The 24,590-nt window shown below is 72.0% G+C and carries 23 protein-coding genes and 1 riboswitch; of the genes, 9 read left to right on the top strand and 14 right to left on the bottom strand.

Annotation, left to right across the window (positions count from 1 at the left end):
• Positions 1 to 112 precede the first annotated feature (112 nt).
• Complete coding sequence (locus tag ACIBTX_RS08115; protein WP_396832229.1) at positions 113 to 1,408, top strand: hypothetical protein; 1,296 nt, start codon at positions 113 to 115, stop codon at positions 1,406 to 1,408.
• Between the two features lie 9 nt (positions 1,409 to 1,417).
• On the opposite strand, the gene ACIBTX_RS08110 is transcribed toward ACIBTX_RS08115, so the two are convergent.
• The 4 genes from ACIBTX_RS08110 to ACIBTX_RS08095 form a co-directional block, all read right to left on the bottom strand.
• The gene (locus ACIBTX_RS08110; RefSeq protein ID WP_357120194.1) at positions 1,418 to 2,152 is read right to left on the bottom strand and encodes an amino acid ABC transporter ATP-binding protein; all 735 of its coding nucleotides are present in this window, start codon (positions 2,150 to 2,152) and stop codon (positions 1,418 to 1,420) included.
• Positions 2,149 to 2,922: an amino acid ABC transporter permease gene (locus ACIBTX_RS08105; protein ID WP_357120191.1), complete on the bottom strand. Its 774-nt coding sequence runs from the start codon at positions 2,920 to 2,922 to the stop codon at positions 2,149 to 2,151. The genes ACIBTX_RS08110 and ACIBTX_RS08105 overlap by 4 nt, the downstream gene beginning before the upstream one ends.
• A gap of 45 nt (positions 2,923 to 2,967) precedes the next feature.
• Positions 2,968 to 3,717: an ABC transporter substrate-binding protein gene (locus tag ACIBTX_RS08100; protein ID WP_357120188.1), complete on the bottom strand. Its 750-nt coding sequence runs from the start codon at positions 3,715 to 3,717 to the stop codon at positions 2,968 to 2,970.
• 407 nt (positions 3,718 to 4,124) lie between these two features.
• A riboswitch (SAM riboswitch) is annotated at positions 4,125 to 4,236 on the bottom strand.
• 86 nt (positions 4,237 to 4,322) lie between these two features.
• A complete protein-coding gene (locus ACIBTX_RS08095; RefSeq protein WP_396832278.1) occupies positions 4,323 to 6,296 on the bottom strand; it encodes an amino acid transporter in 1,974 nt (657 codons plus the stop codon).
• Between the two features lie 167 nt (positions 6,297 to 6,463).
• Between ACIBTX_RS08095 and corA the strand changes: the two genes are divergently transcribed.
• Positions 6,464 to 7,594, top strand: coding sequence for a magnesium/cobalt transporter CorA (corA, locus tag ACIBTX_RS08090; RefSeq protein WP_357120182.1), 1,131 nt, complete (start codon positions 6,464 to 6,466; stop codon positions 7,592 to 7,594).
• 7 nt (positions 7,595 to 7,601) lie between these two features.
• Here corA and ACIBTX_RS08085 read toward each other — a convergent pair whose 3' ends face one another.
• Together ACIBTX_RS08085 and ACIBTX_RS08080 are read right to left on the bottom strand one after the other, a co-directional pair.
• Positions 7,602 to 7,787: a hypothetical protein gene (locus ACIBTX_RS08085; RefSeq protein ID WP_357120179.1), complete on the bottom strand. Its 186-nt coding sequence runs from the start codon at positions 7,785 to 7,787 to the stop codon at positions 7,602 to 7,604.
• Between the two features lie 203 nt (positions 7,788 to 7,990).
• Positions 7,991 to 8,506, bottom strand: a complete 516-nt coding sequence (locus ACIBTX_RS08080) for a 2'-5' RNA ligase family protein (protein WP_357171535.1) — start codon at positions 8,504 to 8,506, stop codon at positions 7,991 to 7,993.
• Between the two features lie 78 nt (positions 8,507 to 8,584).
• Here ACIBTX_RS08080 and ACIBTX_RS08075 point away from each other — a divergent pair, with 78 nt between their 5' ends.
• Positions 8,585 to 9,094 (top strand): DUF664 domain-containing protein, encoded by a 510-nt coding sequence (locus tag ACIBTX_RS08075; RefSeq protein ID WP_357120175.1) that lies wholly within the window; start codon positions 8,585 to 8,587, stop codon positions 9,092 to 9,094.
• Positions 9,095 to 9,113: 19 nt separating this feature from the next.
• Here the strand turns inward: ACIBTX_RS08075 and ACIBTX_RS08070 are convergent, their stop codons facing one another.
• Positions 9,114 to 10,160, bottom strand: coding sequence for an NAD(P)-dependent alcohol dehydrogenase (locus ACIBTX_RS08070; protein ID WP_357171537.1), 1,047 nt, complete (start codon positions 10,158 to 10,160; stop codon positions 9,114 to 9,116).
• 258 nt (positions 10,161 to 10,418) lie between these two features.
• Here ACIBTX_RS08070 and ACIBTX_RS08065 point away from each other — a divergent pair, with 258 nt between their 5' ends.
• Positions 10,419 to 10,844, top strand: a complete 426-nt coding sequence (locus ACIBTX_RS08065; RefSeq protein WP_357171538.1) for an SCP2 sterol-binding domain-containing protein — start codon at positions 10,419 to 10,421, stop codon at positions 10,842 to 10,844.
• On the top strand, positions 10,841 to 12,913 hold the full coding sequence (locus ACIBTX_RS08060) for a glycogen debranching N-terminal domain-containing protein (protein ID WP_396832228.1): 2,073 nt from the start codon (positions 10,841 to 10,843) through the stop codon (positions 12,911 to 12,913). Before ACIBTX_RS08065 ends, ACIBTX_RS08060 begins: the two co-directional genes overlap by 4 nt.
• Here the strand turns inward: ACIBTX_RS08060 and ACIBTX_RS08055 are convergent.
• Together ACIBTX_RS08055 and ACIBTX_RS08050 are read right to left on the bottom strand one after the other, a co-directional pair.
• A complete protein-coding gene (locus tag ACIBTX_RS08055) occupies positions 12,882 to 13,163 on the bottom strand; it encodes a hypothetical protein (RefSeq protein WP_396832227.1) in 282 nt (93 codons plus the stop codon). The genes ACIBTX_RS08060 and ACIBTX_RS08055 overlap by 32 nt on opposite strands.
• A gap of 103 nt (positions 13,164 to 13,266) precedes the next feature.
• Entirely contained in the window at positions 13,267 to 13,770 is a 504-nt protein-coding gene (locus tag ACIBTX_RS08050) for a DinB family protein (RefSeq protein ID WP_396832226.1), read from the bottom strand.
• A gap of 131 nt (positions 13,771 to 13,901) precedes the next feature.
• On the opposite strand from ACIBTX_RS08050, the gene ACIBTX_RS08045 reads away from it, so the two are divergent.
• Positions 13,902 to 14,849, top strand: a complete 948-nt coding sequence (locus tag ACIBTX_RS08045) for a DUF72 domain-containing protein (protein ID WP_396832225.1) — start codon at positions 13,902 to 13,904, stop codon at positions 14,847 to 14,849.
• Between the two features lie 51 nt (positions 14,850 to 14,900).
• Here ACIBTX_RS08045 and ACIBTX_RS08040 read toward each other — a convergent pair whose 3' ends face one another.
• Both ACIBTX_RS08040 and ACIBTX_RS08035 read right to left on the bottom strand, forming a co-directional pair.
• The gene (locus ACIBTX_RS08040; RefSeq protein ID WP_357120154.1) at positions 14,901 to 15,266 is read right to left on the bottom strand and encodes a hypothetical protein; all 366 of its coding nucleotides are present in this window, start codon (positions 15,264 to 15,266) and stop codon (positions 14,901 to 14,903) included.
• 187 nt (positions 15,267 to 15,453) lie between these two features.
• Entirely contained in the window at positions 15,454 to 16,083 is a 630-nt protein-coding gene (locus ACIBTX_RS08035; protein ID WP_357120151.1) for a hypothetical protein, read from the bottom strand.
• Positions 16,084 to 16,269: 186 nt separating this feature from the next.
• Here ACIBTX_RS08035 and ACIBTX_RS08030 point away from each other — a divergent pair, with 186 nt between their 5' ends.
• A complete protein-coding gene (locus ACIBTX_RS08030) occupies positions 16,270 to 16,440 on the top strand; it encodes a hypothetical protein (protein WP_355050353.1) in 171 nt (56 codons plus the stop codon).
• A gap of 53 nt (positions 16,441 to 16,493) precedes the next feature.
• Here the strand turns inward: ACIBTX_RS08030 and ACIBTX_RS08025 are convergent, their stop codons facing one another.
• Both ACIBTX_RS08025 and ACIBTX_RS08020 read right to left on the bottom strand, forming a co-directional pair.
• Entirely contained in the window at positions 16,494 to 17,750 is a 1,257-nt protein-coding gene (locus ACIBTX_RS08025; RefSeq protein WP_396832224.1) for a hypothetical protein, read from the bottom strand.
• 173 nt (positions 17,751 to 17,923) lie between these two features.
• Entirely contained in the window at positions 17,924 to 18,604 is a 681-nt protein-coding gene (locus ACIBTX_RS08020; protein ID WP_396832223.1) for a hypothetical protein, read from the bottom strand.
• Positions 18,605 to 18,849: 245 nt separating this feature from the next.
• Between ACIBTX_RS08020 and ACIBTX_RS08015 the strand changes: the two genes are divergently transcribed.
• Together ACIBTX_RS08015 and ACIBTX_RS08010 are read left to right on the top strand one after the other, a co-directional pair.
• Complete coding sequence (locus tag ACIBTX_RS08015; protein ID WP_396832222.1) at positions 18,850 to 20,907, top strand: type IIA DNA topoisomerase subunit B; 2,058 nt, start codon at positions 18,850 to 18,852, stop codon at positions 20,905 to 20,907.
• Between the two features lie 32 nt (positions 20,908 to 20,939).
• Entirely contained in the window at positions 20,940 to 23,423 is a 2,484-nt protein-coding gene (locus tag ACIBTX_RS08010) for a DNA topoisomerase IV subunit A (protein ID WP_357171541.1), read from the top strand.
• A 215-nt stretch (positions 23,424 to 23,638) separates the two neighbouring features.
• Here ACIBTX_RS08010 and ACIBTX_RS08005 read toward each other — a convergent pair whose 3' ends face one another.
• Complete coding sequence (locus ACIBTX_RS08005; RefSeq protein WP_357120136.1) at positions 23,639 to 24,271, bottom strand: alpha-ketoglutarate-dependent dioxygenase AlkB; 633 nt, start codon at positions 24,269 to 24,271, stop codon at positions 23,639 to 23,641.
• Between the last annotated feature and the right edge of the window lie 319 nt (positions 24,272 to 24,590).

The following is a 24,590-nucleotide window of genomic DNA, read 5'->3' as shown; positions in this document are numbered from 1 at the left end:
CGGATTGGTGACATGGGCTCGGCCGGGTACGGGGCATTCGAGCCGCTCGTCGGCGGGTACGGTGAAAGCCATTCGGCGATCGTCGATGCGTTCGGTCCGGGTGGGGGTGTCCATGACCAGCGGGGCGAGCGCGGCCGAGCCGCGGGTGGTCACCGAGCGGCAGTTCCTCGACGAGCTGGCCTCGGTCACCCGCGAGCGTGTCGCCACCCAGTTTCTCTACCTGATGGCGCAGGAGGGTGCCGTCGTCGGCGTCCAGTGGGAACAGCCCGGCGTGGACCACCTCCGGCGCTACCGCGTCCGCGACGCCTGCCCGCACTGCGTCGTCCTCGCCGCCGTGGTGACCCTCGCCCCCGTGCTGCCGCTGGACGGGCTGCGGGCCGGTCGCGCCCGGCCGCAGTACGAGACGGTCCTGCGTACCGGACGGTTGCCCCACCTGGCGTTCGCCCGCCCGCCAGGACCACCCGGGGCGAGCTGGCTGGGCGACTGCCACGCGGTCGACGGTGACCCGCACTCCGACGCCGACTGCCCGAGGCACGCCGTGCCCGCGCCCACCGGTGACCCGTTGGCGCTGCGCCCCGGGTCGCTGCCCCGGGCCGTTCGGGAGCTGTATCCGCACGACGGCGCGGCCACCGCCGACCTGGCGCGGCGGCTACGGATCGCCCAGGACTGGCGGGCGGACGCGCAGGCCGTGGCGAGTGGCATCCGCGAAGCGGCGGCGACCTGGGCGTTCCTGCGTAACTCCTGCGTGCTGGGCGTGCCGGTGCCCGGCGCCAACGGCCTCGTGCTCACGCTGCCGCCGGGGCGTCCCCCGGACGACCGGCCGCTCGGCGAGCTGCACGAGGCGACCGTACGCGCCCTGCCCTCCGGCGGCCCGGTGCCCTACCAGGAGCTGGCCTGCCTGCTGCCCGAGCCGGCGTCGACGACGCAGCGCCTGCCGACGTACGCCGGTGCGGTGGACCTGACAGCCGCCGCGCCGGTGCGGACGCTGCGGCTGCCGACGCCGCGCCGGCCGCTGAGCACCACCGGCCGGGGTGTGCTGCTGCTCTACGAGGCCCGGCACGCCATGGGCCGGCACGTGGCGAGCGCGCCGGTGCGCGACAGCGCGTACTGGGATTCCGAGGCGGCGTTGAACGTCTTCGAGTTCACCCTGCTGGAACGGGTCGCCGGGCGGCACTACCAGGAGGCGGTGGCCGCCTACCTCCAGGCGTTGCGGCGCGAGGGTGACCTGCTCGCGCGCCCGCACAAGGTGCTCGACCGGCGTCGCCGCAAGGCGTTGTCGCTCGCGTTCGGCGGGCTGGACGACGAGGAGCTGCACCTGTGGGCGTCGGTGGCCTACCGCAACGCCATCCTGGAACTGCTCGGCGACCTGCAGGCGTTCGCCGCGCACCTGCGCCACCAGGCTGGCTGAGCGGTCTCCTCAGAGCACCTGGGCGAGGAAGCTTCGCAGCCGGGGATGCTCGGCCCCCTCGAAGATCCGCTCCGGCGGGCCGGCCTCCAGCACCACGCCCCGGTCCATGAAGGCCACGGTGTCGGCGACCTGCCGGGCGAAGCCCATCTCGTGGGTGACCACCACCATGGTCATTCCGGCGGCGGACAGGTCGGCCATCACCCCGAGGACCCCCTTGACCAGCTCCGGGTCGAGCGCCGAGGTGGCCTCGTCGAAGAGCATCACCTCGGGTCGCAGCGCCAGCGCCCGGGCGATCGCCACCCGCTGCTGCTGACCGCCGGAGAGCTGCGCGGGCCGGGCGTCGGCCTTGCCGGCGAGCCCCACCAGCTCCAACTGCGCGCGGGCGACCTGGACCGCCTCGTCCTGGCCGAGCTTGCGCAGTCGGCGCAGCGCCAGCGTGACGTTGCGCAGCACGCTCAGGTGCGGAAAGAGGTTGAACTGCTGGAACACCATGCCGACCCGCTGGCGTAGCGCGTCCGGGTCGTCCCGCAGCACGCTGCGTCCGTCCAGCAGCACGTCGCCGCGGTCGGGTTCGATGAGGCGGTTGAGCGTACGCAGCAGGGTGGACTTGCCCGAACCGGACGGTCCGATCACGCAGGCCGTCGCGCCGCGGGGCACGGTCAGGTCGACGCCGCGCAGCACGCGGTTCGGCCCGAAGGCCAGGTGGACGTCGCGCGCCTGCACGCTCACCGAGGTCGTGGTCATCGCCGGTCTCCCTGCGTCGTGGCGGGCAGCGCCGTGTCGTCGTCCTCGTCGTCCGGCGCGGTGGCCGGGCGGCCGTGGCGCAGCCGCCGGTCGATCCAGTTGACGAGGTGGGTCAGCGGGACGGTCAACGCCAGGTAGAACAGGCCCGCCAGCAGCAGCGCGGATTCGTTCCCGGTGGTGGCCGCGTAGTCCTGCCCGATCCGGAACAGCTCGCGCTGGCTGGCCACCAGGCCGAGGAAGTACACCAGACTGGAGTCCTTGATCAGCGCGATGAGCTGGTTGACCCAGGCGGGCAGCACCCGCCGGATGCCCTGCGGGATGATCACCAGCCGCATCGCGTCGGCCCAGGAGAAGCCGAGCGCCCGGGCGCCCTCCAGTTGGGCGGCCTCCACCGACTGGATGCCGGAGCGGAAGATCTCCCCGATGTACGCGGCGGCGATCAGCGACAGCGCGAGGATGCCCAGCGGGTACGGTTCCGGTCCCCAGACCCGCATGCCCAGCGGCGCCAACCCGACGCCGATCAGCAGGATCGTCGCCGCGGCCGGCAGCCCTCGGAACACGTCCGTGTAGACGCGCGCCGGCCAGCGTAGCCACCGACTGCGGGAGATGCCGGCCACGGCCAGCAGCAGACCCAGCACCGTGCCGAGCAGGGCGGCGGAGACCGCCAGGATCAGCGTGTTGGGCAGCCCGACGGTCAGCATCTCGGGCAACGCCTCGCGCATCGCGTCGACGTCGAAGAACGTTTCCCAGAGGGTGCTCAACGGATCCATCGTTCGCCTCTCCTGCCGCCCTGCTCGCTCGTCACCGCCGGCCGCTCAGGAGGCGGCCGACGCGGACGCCGACGGTTGCGCCGACCCGGACGCGGACGGGGCTGTCGCCTTGCCGCTGCCCGGCTTGAAGTCCGCCGGGATCGGCCGGCCCGGGTAGTACTGCGCCTGCAACCGGCTCCAGGTGCCGTCGGCGATGACCTCGTCGAGGGCCTTGTTCAGCGCCTCGCGCAGCTTGTCGCTGCCCTTGGCGACGGCGTACGCGGTCGGCGCCGGGCTGAGCTGCTTGGCCGCCACGGTGATCTTGCCGTTGCTGTCGGCGGCGGACTTCTCGCCGATCTCGGCCGGTGCGATCCAGGCGTCGGCCGTGCCCGCCTTGAGCTGGTTGATCGCGCCGTTGTAGTCCGGCACGCGGACCGGGTCGAGCTGCTTGCCGGTGGCGTAGTCGTCCTGGACGGTGCCCTGCACCACCACGACACGCTCGCCGGTGAGCTGGTCGAATCCCTTGATCGGCGAGCCGGCCGGCACGTCCAGCCCGAAGTAGCCGAAGTCGTACCCGTTGCCGAAGTCGACGGTCTTCTTGCGCGCCTCCGTGATGGTGATCGAGGAGCTTCCGACGTCGAACTTGTGGTTGTTGACCTGGGAGAGCAGCGCGGAGAAGTCGGTGCCGACGAACTCCACCTTCAGGCCGAGCTTGCCGGCCACGGCGGTCAGCAGGTCGTTGTCGAAGCCGGTGAACTTGCCGTCCTTGAGGTACACGTTGGGCGGGGCGTCGGTCAGCGTGCCGGCCCGCAGCACACCCGGCTGCGCCAGACCGTACGGGTTCCCGCCGCCACTTTCCGAAGAGTCACCTCCACCCGAGCAAGCACCCAGCAAACCAACGGTCAACAAAGAAACCCCAACAGCAACAAAACGAGAAGAAATACGCATAACTAACTCCAAAGGGATGCGTCGATCCCGTCGATCATGAAGTTATTGCCGCGACACGCCGGTCAGGCGGGCAACAACTTCATGATCGACGCGAAGAAGGGTGGGGCGGGGTGGGGAGGGGTCAGCGCTTTAGGCGGCGGTACACGCCGCGCTGCGCATTCGCATCAGGTCCACGTGGCGGCGCCGGGTCAGGGCCGGCGTACGCCGGACGGCCGGTGGCGTGGGGCTGAGGATGTGCATGCGGTCTCCCGGGTCTTGGTGCTGACCTGGGTGCCAGGCCACGCTTGCACCGACGTCCCGCCGGTGCCTGGTCTTCACCCGGGGCACCCCACCGCGGAGGAGGGTTGCCGGCCAGCGAGCCGGGGCTTCGCGCTGGCACTCATGACCTGCGCCGAGGCTAGCAGCAGCCACCGGTCGGTCGTCCAGCCGATATGACCACCCTCACCGGCCGCGACCCGCGCTCGGCGAGCCGGTCAGCCGGCGTGCACGTGGGGCCGGCGCGTCCGGTCCGGCTCCTGGCGGCGCAGGATCTCCCGGGTGACCGAGACGATCTCGCCCTGCCCGAACGCCAGGTAACGCAGCACGTTGCGGGCCGGGCCGCCCTCGGTCCACTCGAAGTAGATGTGGGGGCGGCGCGTGCTGCGGTCGCGGATCTCCAACAGCAGCGCGGCCAGCGCGTTGGGCACCGAGGAGCTGGCCAGGCTGAGCACCGGGAAACGGTCGTGCGCCACGCTGCCGCGTACCAGCAACCCCGTCTCGAAGTCCGACGGATCGGTGACCCGGACCTCGACGAAGATCACGTCGCTGTCGTCGGGGAAGTCGTTGTCCGCCATGGTCTGGGCCAGCTTGTCGCGGTACTCCGCGAGGTCGCGGCGCTCCGGCTCGTGCGCGACCAGGCGGATGCGACGTCCGGAGCGCTCGTCGATCATCGCGCTCGCCAGCTCGTCGAGCTGGACGCGGTCGACCCGCAGCTCGAACGCCCGCGACACCCGCGACAGCGCCGACACCAGGATCATCGCGCCGATGAAGCAGGCGGCGATCTTCACGCCGTCGGGCCGCTCTGCCACGTTCGCCACGGTGGTGTAGACGAACGCCACCGTGATGACCCCGAACGCGACCGCGCGACCGCGCTGACGCCGCCGCCGCGCCGCGAGCGTCACGGCCGTCGCCGCCGAGGTGATCAACACCAGAACCCCGGTGGCGTACGCGCCGCCCTGCGCGTCGACGCTGGCGGAGAAAATGATCGTGATGAGGAACGCCACGCCGGTGAACACCAGGACCAGCGGCCGGACCGCGCGAGCCCACGTCGGCGCCATGCCGTAGCGGGGCAGATACCGGGGTACGAGGTTCAGCAGCCCGGCCATCGCGGACGCCCCCGCGAACCAGAGGATCGCGATGGTGGAGAGGTCGTAGACGGTGCCGAACACCCCGCCGAGATGCTGGTGGGCCAGGTAGGCCAGTGCCCGGCCGTTGGCGGCCCCGCCCGGCCGGAAGGCCTCGGGCGGGATCAGCACGGTGGTGGTCACGCTGCTGGTGATCAGGAAGACGCTCATCGTCGCGGCGGCCGTGGTGAGCAGCCGCCGCGCGCCCCGGATGCGGCCCAACGGCCGGTCCTCCGAGTCTTGGCGGTCCCCTCGGATGTGCGGCATCACCGCCACCCCGGTCTCGAAACCGGACAGACCCAGCGCCAGCTTCGGGAACACGAGCAGGGACAGCCCGACCACCAGCAGGGGATCCCCGTGTCCGGTGGTCAGGGCGTTCGTCCAGTCCCCGACCGCGCTCGGGTGGCTCACCACCCGCCACAGCGCGTCGGCGATCACCACCGCATTCAGCGTCAGGTAGACCGCGACCAGGACGACGGCGATCCCGATGGCCTCGCCGAACCCCTTGAGGAACACCGCGCCGAGCAGCGCCACCAGCAGCAGCGTGATGACCACCTCGTGACCCTTGAGGCCGCTGGGCAGGAACGGGTTCTCGTCGAGGTGGGCGGTCGCGTCGGCCGCGGACAGGGTGATGGTGATGATGAAGTCGGTGGCCGCGAAGCCCAGCAGCACCAGCACGAACAGCTTGCCCGGCCAGTAGCTGAGCAGGCGTACGAGCATCGCGATCGAACCCTCGCCGTGCGGGCTCTCCACCGCCACCCGCCGGTAGACGGGCAGCGCGCCCAGCAGCGTCACCAGCACCAGCACCAGGGTCGCCACCGGCGAGAGCGCCCCCGCCGCCAGCGCCGCGATCCCCGGCTGGTAGCCCAGCGTCGAGAAGTAGTCGACGCCGGTCAGGCACATCACCTTCCACCACGGGTGGTGGCGCTGCTCGGGTGGGCGCCCGCCGGGGCCCTGCGGCACCGGCTGCTGCGACTCGTCGGCGAGCAGCCAGCGCCGTACCCGGTCGGTCCGCCGGCCGGCACGCCTGTTCACCTCCACCGGCGTCACCCCCGTCCCGCCCATGGTCACCGCGAGTATCCGCCGTGTGGTCGCCATCCGTCCGGCGGTGTGCGGAAACCGTCCGTCGCGTGCACCGGCCCGGGGCCCCGGGTTTCGGGTCGTAAGCACCGGGGAAGCAGCGCCCCCGTCCCGAACCCCGGGCCGGGCAGCGCCGGGAGGGGAGCGGGCTCGTGGTTGGTGGCCGCCGCTTCCGCCGGGGCGACGGCTTCGGCCGTCAGCTCGACGAGCACGAGGCCCGGGTCGGGGCCGTCCCGCCCGCACAGCCGGGGAGCCCGTCCACCGGCCGTCTGGTGGACAGCGCGGTCTACATCCGCGGACACCGGTTCGCCTCACCGGCCGGTCTCGCCGAGACGTACGCCTGCCTGCAGACGCAGGACCACGCGATGGCCTGGATCGGGTTGTACCGCCCCGACATCGACCAGATCTCCTCGTTGGCGCGCGAGTTCCGTCTGCACGACCTGGCGGTTGAGGACGCGATCAACGCGCACCAGCGGCCCAAGCTGGAACGGTACGGGCACACCCTCTTCGTGGTGCTGCGCGCCGCCCGCTACGACGACCTGCGGGAGGAGGTGGAGTTCTCCGAGCTGCACCTGTTCATCGGGCCCGGTTTCGTGGTCACGGTCCGGCACGGAGAGGCGCCCGACCTGGCCGCGGTACGACGTCGCATGGAGGCCGACGCGCCGATGCTCGCCCGGGGTCCCGAGGCGGTGCTGTACGCGATCCTGGACCAGGTCGTCGACGGGTACGCGCCGGTGGTCGCCGGGTTGGAGAACGACATCGACGAGATCGAGACCCAGGTGTTCGGTGGTGACCCGAACGCCAGCCGGCGCATCTACGGGCTCAGCCGGGAGGTCATCGAGTTCCAGCGGGCCGCCCGCCCACTGCTGGGCATGCTCGACTCCCTGGCGGCCGGCGCCGGCAGCTACGGCACCGACGAGGAGCTGCGCCGCTACCTGCGTGACGTCATCGACCACCTCACCCAGGTGGTGGAGCGGGTGGACGGGTTCCGGCACCTGCTGCAGAACATCCTCACCGTCAACGCCACGCTGGTCTCGCAGCAGCAGAACGAGGAGATGCGCAGCCTCACGGCCGCCAGCTACGCGCAGAACGAGGAGTTGAAGAAGGTCTCCTCGTGGGCCGCGATCCTGTTCGCCCCCACCCTGATCGGCACGGTGTACGGGATGAACTTCGTGCACATGCCCGAGTTGAACTGGCGCTTCGGCTACCTGTTCGCGCTCCTGCTCATGGTGCTGGTCTGCGGCACCCTCTACCTGGTCTTCAAGCGCCGCGGCTGGCTGTGAACGACGCTCACTCGATGCCGCGCAGGATGTGCCGCTCGTCCTCGAGGTCGTCGTCGCCGGCGCCGATGCGACCGAGCAGCACGGCGGCGGCCCAGATGGTCAGCGGGGTGGCGGCACCGGTCAGGCCACCGCCGGTGCGGTCGTGCTTGGTCTGGCTCCGCTCGCTCCGCGGTGGCCTGCGCTGAGCCTGCATGGGCCCTGCCTCTCGTCGTCGAAGCCGTCGCGGGCGACGCGGTGTGCCCCGCGCGCCCGGCCGGGCGACCCGCGCACGCGGGTCGCCACCGGTACGGCATCCACGTCGAACCATCCCACGTCGGGCCGCGTCCGCACCCCCTGTTTTCGGTTTCCCGACTCAGGCCCGCCAAACCGGACAACTTGCCCCGCGGTCGGGCCTGCTCAGCGCAGCGGGTGGGCGATACCACGGGCGTGGTCGGTGAGCGCCGCGCCGACCACTGTCGCTGTCAGCGGCAGCACCTCCAGACAGCGGCGCACCGCGGCGGCCATCAGCGTGTTCGGCACCCGCATGGACAGCGTGCAGTGCGGCACCCAGCGCCCCGGCTGGTAGTGCTCGACCAGTTCGATACCGGCGGCGGCGAGCCGGCCGTGCACCAGCCGGTGATGCGCCAGCAGTTCCGCCGTCGGCGTCGGACCGAGCCACAGCACCCGACCGACGAACTGCCCGGCGTGCTGGAAGTCGAGGCGCAGCGGAGCCGCCACGACCGTTCCGCTCAGCGCCTCGGCCACCCGCTCCGGGTCGAAACGGGGCGCCACCGCGAGGGACACGTGCGGGCGGTGGCGCTGCTGGAGCAGCGAGCGCATGCTCTGCACACCCTCGGCCTCCAGGGCGTCCCACAGCACCCGGATCCGCCGCGTGGCGTCCGGGTCCAGATACAGCTCCAGCGCGGCGACCACGTGATCACGGTAGCGGCCGAGGTTCGGCCGTCGGTGGCCGGCGGTACGGTGATCCAAGACCCACCAGGAGGCGTACCCGTGGACGTGAGTGACCTGCTGACCGAGACGTACGACCGGCTGCCCGACCTCGTCCGCGCGGCGGTCGACGGCCTCACGCCGGAGCAGCTGCGCTGGGCGCCCGCCGAGGGGGCCAACTCGATCGGCTGGCTCGTCTGGCACCTGACCCGCGTCCAGGACCACCACGTCGCCGACCTGCTCGACGCCGAGCAGATCTGGACCGGTGGCGACTGGGCGGGGCGCTTCGGGCTCGTCGCCGACCCGCACGACACCGGCTACGGTCACACGCCCGCCCAGGTCGCAGGGGTACGGCCGGAGAGCGCGCAGGCGCTCGTCGACTACTACGGCGCGGTCTCGGCGCGTACCCGATCGTTTCTCGCCGGCTTGCGCCCGGCGGACCTGGACCGCATCGTCGACGAGTCGTGGGACCCGCCGGTCAGCCTCGGCGTGCGGCTGGTCAGCATCGCCGACGACGACGCGCAGCATGCCGGCCAGGCCGCCTACGTCCGGGGCCTGCTCGAGCGCGGCTGACGCCCGGCGTCCGCCGGGCTCACGGCACGATCACCGCCCGGCCTTCGAGCGTCCCGTCGCGCATCTGCCGGTACGCGTCAAGCGCGTCCTCCAACGCGAACGTGGTGATCTTCGGCCGGACCAGGCCCCGCGCGCCGAGGTCCAGCACCTCCACCAGTTCGGGCCGGCTCCCCCAGTACGTCGTCGCGATGCTCACCTCGTACGGCACGGAGAAGAACGAGACTCCCAGCGTGCCCCCACCGATGCCCACGATCGTGAGATCACCCACGGTGCGGGCCACCGCCGCGCCGAGCGTCAGGGTGGCGTCGCTGCCGACGAAGTCCAGCACCACGTCGGCGCCCCGCCCACCGGTGGCCCGCCGGATCTCCTCGGTGGCCTCGGGGCCCGGGGTGACCGTGCGGTCGGCGCCGTACTCCCGCGCCAGGTCGAGCGCCTCGGCGCGGGTGTCCACGGCGATCACCCGCGCGGCCGTGGTCGCCTTGAGGATCTGCACGCCGACGTGTCCCAGCCCGCCGACGCCGATCACAACGGCGGTGCTGCCCGGCGGCAGGTTCGGCCACGACCGCCGGATGGCGTGGTACGGGGTGAGACCCGCGTCGGTCAGCGGGGCGGCGTGCACCGGGTCGAGCCCGTTCGGCAGCGGCACGAGATGCCGCGCGTCCGGGACCAACTGGTACTCGGCCATCCCGCCGTCCAGGCCCAGCCCGCCACCTCCGCTCGGCACCGGCGCGCCGGCCGGGTTCTCGCAGTACGGGTCGATGCCGAGGCGGCACCGGGCGCAGGTGCCGCACCCCCACGAGCCGAACACCGCCACGGGCTGCCCCACCGTCAACCCGGAGACCCCGTCGCCGAGTGTGTGTACCCAGCCCGCGTTCTCATGCCCGAGGGTGAACGGCGGATTCCACGGCATCGCGCCCGGCTCGAACTCGTCCATCAGGTGCAGATCCGAGTGGCAGGCGCCCGCGCCTCCGATCCGTACCACCACCTGACCTGGACCTGGCGTCGGCTCGGGAACCTCGACCAGCTCCGGTGTCGACTTCCACTCCCGCAGCCGCAGCGCCCGCATGTCGACCCCCCCTTGCCGTCACCGTCCTGGCGTCGGTGCCTGCCCACCACCCCCCGTGCCAAACAAACCCAACCCTCCCCGCCCCCGAGTCCCCTCGCGATCTTGCAGTTTCTGCTGTCGATTCGCGTTCTCTCGACCGATATGTCACCACCGAAAGTGCAAGATCGCGGGGGCGCGGAGCTCGCGGGTTCACCCGATTCGGGTGACTCCCGATCACCCTGGCGCGAGGGACTCTGCGGGGATGCGGGAGGGGATGTGATGGGCACGACGGCGACGAGCTACCTGGAGCACCTGGAGACGGGCCGGCCTTTCGACCTGCCCGAGACGATGGCCGGGACGCTCCGGCTGGACCTGCGCGACGACGGGTACACCGAGCACTGGTACCTGACCGTGGCGGACCAGCACATCCGGGTCAGCCGCTCGGCCGACGACGCGGACCTGGTCGTCCGCGCGCCCCGGGCGGTCTTCGACGAGTTGGTCAACGGTGACCTGCCCCCGGGCACGGCGCTGCTGCGCAACGAGCTGACCCTGCGGGGCGACATGCGGCTGCTGCTGGTGCTGCGGCGTGTCCTGCCGGGGCCGAGGGGCGCCCGGCACCCGCGCGAGCTGGGGCGGGCCGCGTTGGCCCGGCGGAGCGCGCCGGCCGGGCGGGCGGCGACCGGCGGGCCGGGCGGCCAACCATGAGGCAGGAGCTCGTGCACGTCCTCGCCGGCAACGTGTTCGCCATCAGCGACGCCCAGGGTGACGTCGAGGTGGATCCACAGGCGCCCGTCGGGCTCTTCGCGTTCGACACGCGCTTCCTCTCGCACTGGGTGCTGACCGTCGACGGCGAGCGGATCAACGCCCTCTCCCGGGACGACATGACGTACTTCGAGACCCGGTTCTTCCTGGTGCCCGGCGCCGCGAGCCACTACGTCGACGCCGACCTGTCGATCATCCGGCACCGCTCGGTCCACGATTGCTTCCACGAGAAGATCACCGTGCTGAACCACTCGCCGCAGCCCGCCGAGCTGACCGTACGGATGGAGATGGGCAGCGACTTCGCCGACATCACCGAGATCGGGAACCTGCGGCGGCGGGACGTACGGGTCGACGTCGACTCCGCGCGCCAACGGCTCACCCTGCGCTACGAGCGGCAGCGGTTCGTCCGGGAGACGACGGTCAGCAGCACCGCCGCGGTCGACGTCGACGAGGGCGGGATGACGTTCCGGATCCGCATCCCCCCGCACGGGCGCTGGGAGACCGACCTGCACGTCGTCCTGACCGTCGTCGGGGAGGGCGGCCAGGACATGCGCGCCAGCCTCCATGCGCACCAGCGGGCCGTCCGCACCGGGATGCGGGAGGACCTGGCGGCCTGGCTGGACCGTGCGCCGCGGTTGGTGGCCGAGCGCGGGGGCCTGGAGGAGATGTACCGGGGGAGCCTCGCCGACCTGGCCGCGCTGCGGTACCGGCCACTGTCGACCGCCGAGCGTGTGCCGGTCGCCGGCCTCCCGTGGTCGATGGCCTTCCTGGGGCGGGACAGCATCATCACCTGCCTGGAGACGCTGGCCTTCACCCCGGAGTTGACGCCGGCCACGCTGCGGATGCTGGCCCTGCTGCAGGGCGGGCACCTCGACGACGAACGCGAGGAGGAGCCCGGCAAGATCGTCTCTGAGCTCCGTTACGGCGAGTCGAGCGTCTTCGGTGAGCGACCGAGCGCGGTGTACTACGCCGCCGCGGACATCACCCCGTTGTTCGTGGTGCTGCTCGACGAGTACGAGCGCTGGTCCGGTGACGCCCAGCTCGTCCGCGAGCTGCGCCAGCCGGCCCGGATGGCGCTGGACTGGATCGACGAGTACGGCGACATGACCGGCGACGGCTACGTGCGCTACCAGCGCCGCAATGAGCGTGTCGGCGCGGTCAACCAGTCCTGGAAGGACTCCTCGGACGCGATCATCGACGCGCAGGGACGGCTGCCCGAGTTCCCCCGCGCCACCTGTGAGTTGCAGGGTTACGCGTACGACGCGAAGCGGCGCGGCGCCCGGCTGGCCCGCGAGTTCTGGGGCGACCCGGAGTACGCCGACCGTCTCGACCGGGAGGCCACGGCGCTGAAGGAGCGGTTCAACCGGGACTTCTGGCTGCCCCACCGGGAGTACTACGCGCTGGCGCTGGACCCGTACGGCGAACCGGTCGACGCCCTGTCGTCAAACATCGGGCACCTGCTGTGGAGCGGGATCGTCGCGGACGATCGGGCCGAGGCGGTCGCCGAGCACCTCCTGGGGCCCCAGCTCTTCAACGGCTGGGGCGTGCGGACGTACGCCGCCGGTCAGCGCCCGTACAACCCGGTGGGGTCGCACCTGGGGGCGGTGTGGCCGTCGGACAACGCCCTGATCGCCGCCGGGCTGCGGCACTACCGGTTCGACGCGCACGCGGCCCGGATCGCGAAGGGCATCTTCGACCTGGCCCAGACGCTCGGCGGGGCGGTACCCGAGCTGATCGCCGGCTACGAACGGAGCTTGACGAAGTATCCGGTCCAGTTGCCGTCGGCCGGACGCCCGAAGTCGTGGTCCTCGGGAGGCCTGCTGATGTTGCTCGGCACCCTGCTGGGTCTGCGACCCACCGGTGAGGACCTGTTGGTCAGGCCCGCTCTGCCCGCGGGGTTCGGCCGTGTCGACCTGCTCGGCGTTCCCGGGCGCTGGGGCCGCACCGACGCGTACGCCGGCGAGCGCTCCACCCAGCCGGTCAGGCCCCCGACGTCCCCGTTCCGGTCCTGAGATCGGCAGCCGTCGAGCCCTGCTCCTGCACGGGCGCGTCCCGCTGGGCCGGGGGAGACCGGTGGCGGTGTGCCTGGGCCTGGCGGAAGCCCCGCACAGCGCTGCCCAGACCGGCCAGCTCGCCGGGCCGGGCAGCGGCGCGGGCCGCCGTCAGCAGCAGCCCGACCGGATGCGTGCCGGCGGACTCGTCGACGGGAAGACCGCCGAGCAGCTGCTCGGCGGTCTTCCCGTCGATCCGGTCCGCGTTCATCTCGTGTCCCTCAGCGCCGCTCTGGCGGGCGATGTCACATCCGCTCGCGCGGGGGGACGAGGAACACGACGTGCACGCGGGCCGGTGACCGCCGGATCGCGGGTCAGCCCATGGTCTTCGCCCCGTCGATCGCCTCCCGCAGGATGTCGGCGTGCCCGGCGTGCTGGGACGTCTCGGCGATCAGGTGCAGCAGGACCCGACGCACCGTCCAACTCGCGCCCGGCTCGAACCAGGGCGCCTGCGGCAGCGGGTGCGCCGCGTCCAGGTCGAGGGTGGCGATCAGCTCGTCGGTGTGCGCGGCCACCGCCTGGAACCGCTCGACCAGCCCGGCCAGGGTCTCGCCCGGCGACATCTGGAACTGGCCGACCCAGTCGATCTCGGCCCGCTGCATCTCCTCGGCGCCACCCACGGCGAACAGCATCCACCGCTCCTCGGTGGTCGCGACGTGCTTGATCAGCCCGCCGGGGCAGAGCTCGCTCACGGTGCTGCGGGTGGCGGCCTGCTCGTCGGTCAGACCGTCGACGGTCTGCAGGAGGAAGCCCCGGTGCCGGCGCAGCGTCTGCAACAGGTCGGCCCGTTCCCCGGTGAGCTGCGCGGTGCTGGTCATGGTGTCGCCCTCTCCTCGAAGTCCGTCAGCCGCAGCCTAGGACCGGGCACCGACACTTCCAGGTCGGACACGACGAGGGCATCGGGCGTCAGCGGTTGCCGATCGCGGTGCGGGACTGTCCACTGAATGACATGGGTGTCATCAAGGTGGGCACGTCGTCCTGGGCGGACCAGTCGCTGCTGCGCTCCGGCTGGTATCCCCGCTCGGCCAACACGCCGGCCGGCCGGCTGGCCTTCTACGCGGGCCGGTTCCCGCTCGTCGAGGTGGACACCTCCTACTACGCCGTCCCGGTCCCGGAGACGACACAGGGCTGGGTCGACGCCACGCCCGACGACTTCACCTTCGACGTCAAGGCGTTCAGCCTCTTCACCGGGCATCCCACGCCGGTCGCCGCGCTGCCACGCGACCTGCGGCCGACCGCCGGCCCCGGCCGGGTCCGTCGCCGCGACCTGCCCGAGCAGGCGTACGAGGAGCTGTGGTCCCGCTTCCGGGCGGCGCTGGCCCCGATCGCGGCCGCCGGCAAGTTGGGCACTGTGCTCCTGCAGTTTCCGCCCTGGCTGGCCCGAAGCGCCGCCGCCGAGCGGCGCATCGTGGAGCTGGCGCAGCGCTGCCGGCCGTGGCGGGTGGCGGTGGAGCTGCGGCACGGGTCCTGGTTCGACGGCGCGGCCACGACCGCGACCCTGGATCTGCTGCGCGCGCACGACCTCTCACTGGTCTGCGTCGACATGCCGCAGGGGCACCCCTCGTCGGTGCCGCCGATCCTGGTGCGGACGGCGGAGCCGGCGATCGTCCGTTTCCACGGCCACAGTGACGCGTGGCGCGACGGCGACAAGCAGGACAAGTTCCGCTACGCGTACGCCGAGCAGGAGCTACGCGCCTGGGCGGAACGGCTGGCCGGGTTGGCCGGGGACGTCGACGACCTGCACGTGCTGTTCAACAACTGCTGCGCCGGGCAGGCCCAGCGGGACGCGACGCGGCTGGCGCAGCTGCTCGCCGAGACGATGCTCGGCGACACACCGGTGCCCGTGGGGCCGCGTCGGACGCCCGACGGTCCGGCCGTCGCGGCGTCGCGCGGCTGACCGACGGCCTTCGCGGGTGCCCACGTCCGGCGCACCTGACGGGGCCGCTGCTCAGGAGCGGCGACCCCGGCTGCGCAGCGCGTCCTGGGACCGGTCGGTGACCTCCGCCTCGTCGGGGAACGTCCGTCCGCTGGGCGCGGGATCGGGCGGCGCGCCCGGCCCCGCCATCGTGGTGCGGGTGGGCTCGACCGAGCCGAAGCCGTGCCGTCCGGCCGGGCCGCTCTGCCCGTCCGGCAAGCCCGCCCGCCGTTCACCGCGCCGCCCCTCGGGCACCGCCGTCTCCTCGCTGCCCTCGTCCATCGGGGCGTCGTCGCCCGCGCCCCAGGGCGCGTCGGCGTCGAGGCCGTCGCTGGTTCCCCACGGGTTGGTCGCCTCCGGTTCGAGCCGGTCACCGCCGCGTCCCTCGTGTGCCGTCATGGCCACCTCTTCGGTCGGTCCGCCGCTGTCGACGGACGGGTTGCCCCTCCCGGTCCTGTCCACCGGGCGTGGGCGCGGGGTGGGCCGGCGCCGGTGCGACCCGTGCCCACCCCGAAGTGCCGCGCGGCGCAGGGCCGGCCGGCGTCCCGCCGTCGACGGTCCGGCGGGGCCCCGGCCGGCCCGACGCTCAGCGTCCGGCCATCGCCATCTGGCGCTTGCCGCCGACGCTCATGCCGATCTTGGCCAGGCCCATCGGGGCGCTGCGCATCCCGCCGGCACGGCTCATCAGGCCCCGCAGCACCTGACCGGGCTTCTGCTGCTCACCCATGTACGCGGTGACCACGACCAGCGATCCGGTCAGCGCCGGGATCGCCCACTGGAGCAGCTTCATCTGCCGCTGCGAGGAGGCGACGCTGGCCGGTGTCTGGTGGTTGGGCTCGGTGGCGCCGCTCACCGGCGGTCCGCCCGCCTTCTCCAACCGCATACCGACCAACCGGCTGTAGCCGGTGACGGCCAGCGCGCCGATCGTCAGCGCCGTCTTGATGGCGCTGGCGCGGCCAACTCCACGCTGGGCCGCCACCCGCGGGCTCTCGGTGACAAGTTCGCCGACCGCGCCGGCGAGGTGCGCGCCGATCGCGGCCGCGTTGACCGGTGTCCACTTGGACCATCCGGCCGAGGCGACCGGGAGCCGCTGGGTCGAGTCGTTGATCTTCGCTGCCGCGCCGTTGACGCCGAAGGCACCCATGAGGGAGCCGCCGAACCAGGCCGCCAGACCCAGATCGTGCATCGAGCGCAGTGCGGTGTGTCGTTCGGACATGTGTGATCCCCTTCCGCCGTGTCGGGCGAGGCGGCTTACCCGTCGCCCGGACGGCTAACCCCGTCGTCCGCCGGTCGATCCCCGCGACGGGGACATTCGGGCTTCGGGGGCCGAACCGTCTTCGCCGAGGAGTCGTCGGCGCGGCGGTGGGTAGGTCAGGCGGACGCCGACGGAGAGGGGAACGGCATGTCGCAGCCGGACGAGGTCCGCGAGAAGACCCCCAAGACCGACGCGGTGCTCATGCACCCGGACAACGATCCGCACCGCACCACCGCCGAGGTCGCGCCGCGCAAGGACCACGCGCCGATCGAGGTGGAGCGCGACGGCGAACGGACGCCGGTCGAGCAGGAGGACTGAGTCGACACGACGGAGGCCCCGTCGGATGACGGGGCCTCCGGTGGCGAGACCGGTCAGGAGACCGAGATCGCCCCGTTGCTCGCACGGACACACGACACCGCGCGGGCGGCGGTGACGGCCGCGCCGGCGAGGCACTGGCCGAGCACCTGGTGCCCGGTGGCGTTGGGGTGCCACGACTCCTGGCACGTCTGGAAGTAGCTGACGCAGGTGTTGGCGATCCGCTGGATGGCGATCTTGTCCTTACCGGCGAGGCTCGTCACGAAGGTGCCCGTGGCGCCGTCCTGCAACCGGATCGGGGTGGCCAGCGCGCCGGCCGGGCTGGACGTCGACTCGCACAGCCGCGCGCCGTCGAAGGCCCGCTGCACGTTCAGATAGACCAGGTCGTCGTTGGGGAACTCGGCGGCCAGGGTGTCCCGAGTGGACTTCACGATGCCGCCGAGTCCCTGCGAGAAGCGGTGCCCGGGGGCGAGGCTGGCCCGGTGGATCGGGCAGCCGGCCGCGTACCGCTCGGCGCCGAGGTCACGGAACTTGTCCCGGGTGTCGTCGCGGCCGTCCTCCTCGTGGAACGCCGCGTTCAGCTCCTGCGGCAGCGGGTTGGTGTAGTCCTGGAACACCACCCGGTGCTGTCCGTCCGCGTCCACCTGGTCGAGGGTGGTGAGGATCTGGCGTACGGCGGCGGTGGTCTCCGCGGTCGCGGCGCTGAGCTGCGCGGCGGTGGCCAGGTCGGCGTCGCTGCACGGCTTCTGCTCGACCGGCCCGTTCAGGTACGCCCAGAACTCCCACCAGCCGGTCCAGGCGTCGGCGATGAACCGGTTGGCGCACGTCTCCGCGACGCTGCCGAAGGTGAACGAGCTGTTGTTGGAACCGAGGCCGATCAGCACCAGGTCGATGTCCTGGGTCTGCGCGACGGCACGGAGCTGGTCGAGCTGCGCGGCCACCGTACGGCCGTTGGTCCGGGCCTGGGAGGCGGTCGCGATGTCGTGCGGCTGGCCGCCGGAGCAGGCCAGGTTGAACCGGTTCTGGATGCCCGGCAGGTTCGCCTGGTTCAGCGAGGCGTTGGCCGACCGGTGGCAGAAGTACGCGTTGTTGTTCGGGGCGGACCAGCCGGGGAAGCCCTGGGTGACCCCGTTGGCGTCGACCACCGGCGTGTACGCGCCGGCGCCCTCCCCGCTGATGAAGCTGTCGCCGAGCGCCACGGCTGCGGTGGGCAGCGCGGCGGTCGCGGGGGCGGGCAGCGCGACGGCGGTCGACAGCGCGGCCGTGACGATCGTGAGTGCCGCGGCGAGCGCGGTGCGGCGGAACCTGGGCATGGGGCTCCCATCCATCGAAAGATGAAAGATTCTCTGAGAGCGCGATCAGATCACCCCCGTGCAACGGGCGTCAATGGCCCGTAACAGAATCTTTCGACGATCGACACGTGGATGTCGGCGCAGCGGTGGGCGCCCACTCTGGACGGGGGATGAACGCCGGACCGTCGACTACGTCAGGGGTGACGCCGGCCGCGCACGGCCGCGCCGAGCGCGTTCAGACCAACACCCCAGATCAGGAGTACGCACAGCCACTGCGCCCACCGCAACACGCTCATCTCCCCGGAGAGCAGGTTGCGGACGCTGCCGAACGGGGTGAGCCACGGCAGCGCCGGACGCAGCGCGTCGACGGCCTCCAACAGCCCGAACAGGCCCAGCGGGAGGACGATCGTGGCGAGGAACGCGACCACCCGCGAGCCCAGCAGCAGACCGAGCCCGGTGCCGACCAGGCCGGCGACCACCTGCACCAGCACGCTGCCCACCGCGACCGTGCCGGCGTGCCGCCACGGGTCAGCCGCCCCGTCGGCCGGGCTCAGCGCCAGCGTCGCGGCGCAGATCACCACACCGGCCACCCCGATCACGACGGCCGGCAGCAGCACTCCGAGCGCCGTCGGGACAACACCGGCGGACTCCCGGCGCGGATCGTGCGCGAGCAGGATGCCGAACAGTGGCGTCGCCACCGACAGCAGACTCTGGACCGCACCCGACAGGTCGACGAACGTCCGATCGGCGGGCGCCGCGGTCGCGACGAGCGCCACGGCGGTGAGCAGCCCCGCCAGGAGGGTGCCCGCGAGCAGCCAACGCCGGGCACGCGTACCGACCGAGCGCCGCAGGGCGTCGCGTGTCGTGTCGTCCACCCCGGCCGCCTCCCCGCGTCCGTCGTCCCCGCAAGTGAGGAATCGTACCGAGGTGGGTATCTCTGCGTGGTCCCCTGCTCACTGTGCGGCTGTTCGGTGGCTCACGTTCGTCGGGTCGAGCACGGCGGGTCGCGTAGGTGCTCCGGGAGTTGTCTCAGTCTCGGGCTAGGCTCGCTGCGGCGCGCGCCGGCCGACCGACAGTTGGGACGCCGCACCACACCGCCGAGACCGGGGAGTACGACCAGTTGACCGCAGAGCCTGACACCCTGTACGGGGCCGATGACCTCACCCACCTTGAGGGGCTGGACGCCGTTCGTAAGCGGCCCGGCATGTACATCGGTTCCACCGACAGCCGTGGCGTGGGTCACCTCGTCAACGAGATCCTCGACAACTCCACTGACGAGGGCGTCGCCGGCCACGCCAGCCACGTCGAGGTGATCCTGCACCCCGACGGCTCGGTCCAGGTCGACGACGACGGCCGGGGCATCCCCACCGACGTGCACGCCAAATCCGGCATCTCCGGCGTCGAGTTGGTGCTGACCCGCCTACACGCGGGCGGCAAGTTCGGCGGCTCCGGCTACAAGACCTCCGGCGGCCTGCACGGCGTTGGCGCCTCGGCGGTCAACGCGCTGTCCCGTCGGTTCGACGTGACCGTCCGCCGCGCCGGCAAGATCCACGCCATGTCGTTCCGGCACGGCGTACCCGGGATCTTCGACGGCGCCGGGCCGGACGCGCCCTTCACCGCCGGACCGGGGCTCCAGGTGACCGGGGCGATGAAGCGCGGCCAGCGCACCGGCACCTCCATCCGCTGGTGGCACGACGCGCGCTACTTCGAGACCGGCGCGGCGCTGGACGTCGACGCGGTCCGGATGAAGCTGCGCAACACGGCGTTCCTGGTCCCCGGCGTGACGTACCTGCTGCGCGACCTGACCGGTGAGGCGCCCGTCGAGGAGCGGTTCCACTACCCCAACGGGCTCAGCGACATGGTCGAGTTCCTCGCGCCGGCCGGCGACCGGCCGGTCTCCGGCATCCTGCTGGTCAACGGCGAGGGGACGTACCGGGAGAACGCCGCCGACGCCAACGGCGTCATGCAGTCCAACGTGCAGCGCCGCGCCGAGGTCGAGGTGGCGTTCCGCTGGGGCACCGGCTACGAGCGCACCGTCGAGTGCTTCACCAACACCATCCGCAACGCCCACGGCGGCACCCACCGCAAGGGCTTCGAGCGGGCCCTGGTGCGCACCCTCGCCGACGCCGTCCGCAACACCCGCGGCCTGCTCAAGGCCAAGGAGGAGCCGCCCACCCTGGACGACGTCCTGGAGGGGATGACCGCCGTGGTGCACGTGCGGCTTCCCGAGCCGCAGTTCACCTCGCAGACCAAGGACGAGCTGTCGACCACCGGCATCACCAAGGTCATCCAGAGCCTCGTCGACGCGCACGTCAAGGCCTGGCTGGAGGACCGGCGCACCAAGGCCGAGGCGCGCGTCGTCCTGCAGAAGATCGTCGACGCGGCGCGGGTGCGGCTCACCCAGAAGCAGCAGAAGGACGCCGCCCGGCGCAAGACCGCCCTGGAGGGCGCGTCCATGCCGCCGAAACTGGTCGACTGCCGCGCCACGGGCATCGACCGTAGCGAGCTGTTCATCGTGGAGGGTGACAGCGCCCTCGGCACGAGCCGGATGGCCCGTTCGTCGGAATACCAGGCGTTGCTGCCGATCCGGGGCAAGATCCTCAACGTGCAGAAGGCCAACCTGCAGCAGGTGCTGGACAATGCCGAGTGCGCGGCGATCGTGCAGGTGCTCGGTGCGGGTTCGGGGCGGACGTTCGACCTGTCCGCGCTGCGCTACGGCCGCGTACTGATCATGGCCGACGCCGACGTGGACGGCGCGCACATCCGTACGCTGCTGATCACCCTCTTCGCCCGCTACATGCGGCCGTTGATCGAGGCCGGCCGGCTCTACGCCGCGATGCCGCCCCTGCACAAGATCACCACCAAGGGGCGGAACCCGCAGACCGTCTACACCTACACCCAGGCCGAGATGGAGGCGACGGTCCGCAAGCTGGAAAAGGCCGGCAAGCAGATCGTCACGCCCATCCCGCGCTTCAAGGGCCTCGGTGAGATGGACGCCGACGAGCTGTGGGAGACCACGATGAACCCGGCCACCCGCGCGGTCCGCCGGATCACCCTCGACGACGTGGACGCCGCCGAGCGCATCCTCGAACTGCTGATGGGCGAGAAGGTCGAGCCGCGCCGCAACTGGCTGATCGACTCCGCCGACCGGGTCGACCGGGAGGCGATCGACGCATGAGCCGACGTTTCATTCGAGTGGAGAGCTGAGTCATGGCACGCCGCAAGGACAACAAGGTCGACCTCTCCTCGTTCGACCAGGCCGGCGCGCGGGTCTTCGACAATCCGCTGGTCACCGAGGTCTCCGACTCCTACCTGGAGTACGCCTTCTCGGTCATCCACTCCCGTGCCCTGCCGGACGCCCGCGACGGCCTCAAGCCGGTGCACCGGCGGATCCTCTGGTCGATGTACGAGCAGGGCTACCGCCCCGACCGAGGGCACGTGAAGTCCGCCCGAATTGTCGGGGATGCGATGGGAAAGTATCATCCGCACGGCGACACGGCGATCTACGACGCCATGGTCCGCCTGGCGCAGGACTTCTCGCTCAACGTGCCGCTCATCGACGGACATGGAAATTTTGGATCTCCGGACGACGGCCCGGCCGCCAGCCGCTACACCGAAGCCCGGATGTCCCGCGAGGCCATGCTGCTCGTCGGTGAGCTGGGCGAGGACACGGTCGACGTCGAGCCCAACTACGACGGGTCGTTGACGCAGCCGACCGTGCTGCCGGCGGCCTTTCCGAACCTGCTGGTCAACGGCGCGTCCGGGATCGCGGTCGGGATGGCCACCAACATGATCCCGCACAACCTCGCCGAGGTGGTCTCCGCGGCCCGTTGGCTGATCAACCACCCGGACGCCACCCTGGACAAGCTCATGGAGTTCGTCCCCGGCCCCGACCTGCCCACCGGTGGCGTGCTGCTCGGCCTCGACGAGGTGCGCCGGGCGTACGAGACCGGGCGCGGCGTGGTGCGGATGCGCGGCAAGGTGGAGATCGGCCCGATCGAGGGCAGCCGGGGCCGCCAGGCCATCACCGTGGTCGAGCTGCCCTACGGCGTCGGCGCGGAGAAGGTCATCGCGGCGATCACCAACGAGGTCACCAAGACCAAGCGGCTGACCGGCATCGCGGACGTCAAGGACCTCACCGACCGCGAGAGCGGCACCCGCCTCGTGGTCGAGTGCAAGGTGGGGGTCAACCCGCAGGCGCTCCTCGCCGACCTGTACCGGTTGACCCCGTTGGAGCAGTCGTTCGGCGTCAACAACCTCGTGCTGGTCGACGGTCAGCCCCGTACCCTCGGGTTGAAGGCGCTTTTGGAGGTCTTCCTCGCCCACCGGTACGAGGTGGTCACCCGGCGCAGCTCCTACCGCCGCCGTAAGCGCGAAGAGCGCCTGCACCTGGTCGACGGTCTGCTGATCGCGCTGCTCGACATCGACCGGGTGGTCCGTCTGATCCGTGGCAGCGACGACGCGCAGGCGGCCAAGGACGCTCTGATGAGCCAGTTCGGCCTCTCCGACATCCAGGCCACCTACATCCTGGACACGCCGCTGCGCCGCCTCACGAAATTCGACCGGATTGAGCTGGAGGCCGAGCAGGACCGGCTGCGCTCCGAGATCGCCGAGCTGTCCACGATCCTCGACGATGAGCGGGTGCTCAAAAAGCTGGTCTCCGACGAGCTGGCGGCCGTGGTCAAGCAGTTCAGTACCGAACGGCGTACGACCCTTGTCGACGGTGACCTGAAGGAGGTGCTGGCGGCGTCCGCGCCGGCCGGCCCGCTGGAGGTCGCGGACGACCCGTGCCAGGTGATCCTCTCGGCGACCGGGCTGGTCGCCCGGACCGCGGCCGAGTCGGAGGAGAGCGCCGAGGGGCGTCGGCGCAACGGCCGGGTCAAGCACGACACGGTACGCGCGATCGTGCACTCCACGGCCCGTGGCCGGGTGCTGCTGGTCACCAGCGCGGGTCGCGCCTTCAAGATCGACGTACTGCCGCTACCGGTGCTGCCCGAGCAGGCCGGCACGGTGTCGCTGCGCGGCGGCATGTCCGCGGCCGAGTTGGTGCCGCTGGAGGCGGGGGAGACCGTCGTCGGTCTGGCCCCGCTCGCCGGCGCCGCCGACGCCTCAGCCGGGCTGGCGCTGGGCACCCGGCAGGGCGTGGTCAAGATCTGCGCCCCGGAGTGGCCGGTGCGGTCCGACGAGTTCGAGGTGATCGGCCTGCGGGACGGTGACGAGGTGGTCGGGGCGACCTGGCTGACCGACAACACCGAGACGCTGACGTTCGTGACCTCGGAGGCGTCGTTGCTGCGCTTCGCGGCTTCAGTGGTGCGCCCGCAGGGCCTCAAGGGCGGTGGCATGGCCGGCATCAGCCTGCCGGCCGGGGCGCGGGTGGTCTTCTTCGGCGCGGTACGCACCGACGATCCGGGTCACGGCGAGCCGATGGTGGTCACCTCCACCGGAGCGACGGTCAAGGTCACGCCGTTCCAGGCGTACCCGGCGAAGGGCCGGGCGACCGGCGGCGTGCGTGCCCACCGGTTCCTCAAGGGTGAGACGGACGTCGCCGTGGCCTGGGTGGGGCCGCGCCCGGTCGGCGCGACCGCCACCGGCGAGCCGGTCGAACTGCCGGCGGCGGACCCCCGCCGCGACGGCAGCGGCTTCGCCGTGATGCTCGGCCCAACGGTAGTAGGCCACCTAATCGAACGCGACTAACCCCGCGCCCCCCACCCCCACCCCCACCCCCACCCCCACCCCCACCCCCCGGCCCCTCTGCCCTCCGGCCCCGCTGCCTCCTTGGTGATCAAGAGGTTTGCGTCATCGCTCCCGGCGTGTCGTGACGCAAACCTCTTGATCACCGGGGCGGAGCGGGGAGGGGGATGGGTGGGGTGGGGTGGGGTGGGGCCGGGTGGGGTGGGGGAGGGACCGGGTTAGGCGACGTTGATTGGGCGGAACTGGACGCTCACCCTGGGGCCTACTGGGCGGGTGGTCTTGGGGATGGCGTGTTCCCAGGTGCGCTGGCAGGAGCCGCCCATGACGATCAGATCGCCGTGTCCCACGGGGAAGCGCAGGCTGTCGCCGCCGCCGCGCGGGCGTAGCAGCAGCGGTCGGGGTGAACCGAACGAGACGATCGCGACGATCGTGTCCGTGTGCGCGGAGCGGCCGATGGTGTCGCCGTGCCAGGCGACGCTGTCGCGGCCGGAGCGGTAGAGGCACATGCCGGCGGTGACGAAAGGTTCGCCCAGCTCGGGTGCGTAGTGCCGGGTCAGGGCGGTGCGGGCGGCCGTGAGCACGGGGTGCGGCAGTTGCCGTTCGCCGTCGTACCAGCAGAGCAGGCGGGGCACGTCGACCTCGCTGTCGTACATGGTCCGGCGCTCCGCGCGCCAGGGCACCTCGGCGAGCAGAGTGTCGAGGACCGCGTCGGAGCCGCGTACCCAGCCGGGGAGGTGGTCGACCCAGGCGCCCCGGGTGAGATCGTGCCGCCGGATCGCGCCGGGCAGCGGCCCCAGGGCCGGGTCCGCGTCGGTCAGATCGAGCATCGACGGCTGGTAAACGACCTCCATGCAGCCCACCCTAACAGCACGTTAGTACAAGCGTGCGAGTGCCGAGCCGCACGCCCGCAGCCCCCCACCCACACCGCGCCCCCACACCGCACCCCCACACCGCACCCCCCGCCGCGCCCCCACACCGCGCCCCCACACCGCGCCCCCACACCGCGCCCCCACACCGCGCCCCCACACCGCGCCCCCACACCGCGCCCCCACACCGCGCCCCTCGCCGCGCCCCCACACCGCGCCCCTCGCCGCGCCGATCTTGCAGTTTCGGTTGCCGATATGGGAGTAGACGCCCCTTGTGTCGCCACAGCAAGTGCAAGATCGCGGG

The organism is Micromonospora sp. NPDC049359, assembly GCF_044466585.1.
In the GTDB taxonomy this organism is placed as follows: domain Bacteria; phylum Actinomycetota; class Actinomycetes; order Mycobacteriales; family Micromonosporaceae; genus Micromonospora.
This window is presented reverse-complemented; position numbering and strand designations above follow the sequence as displayed.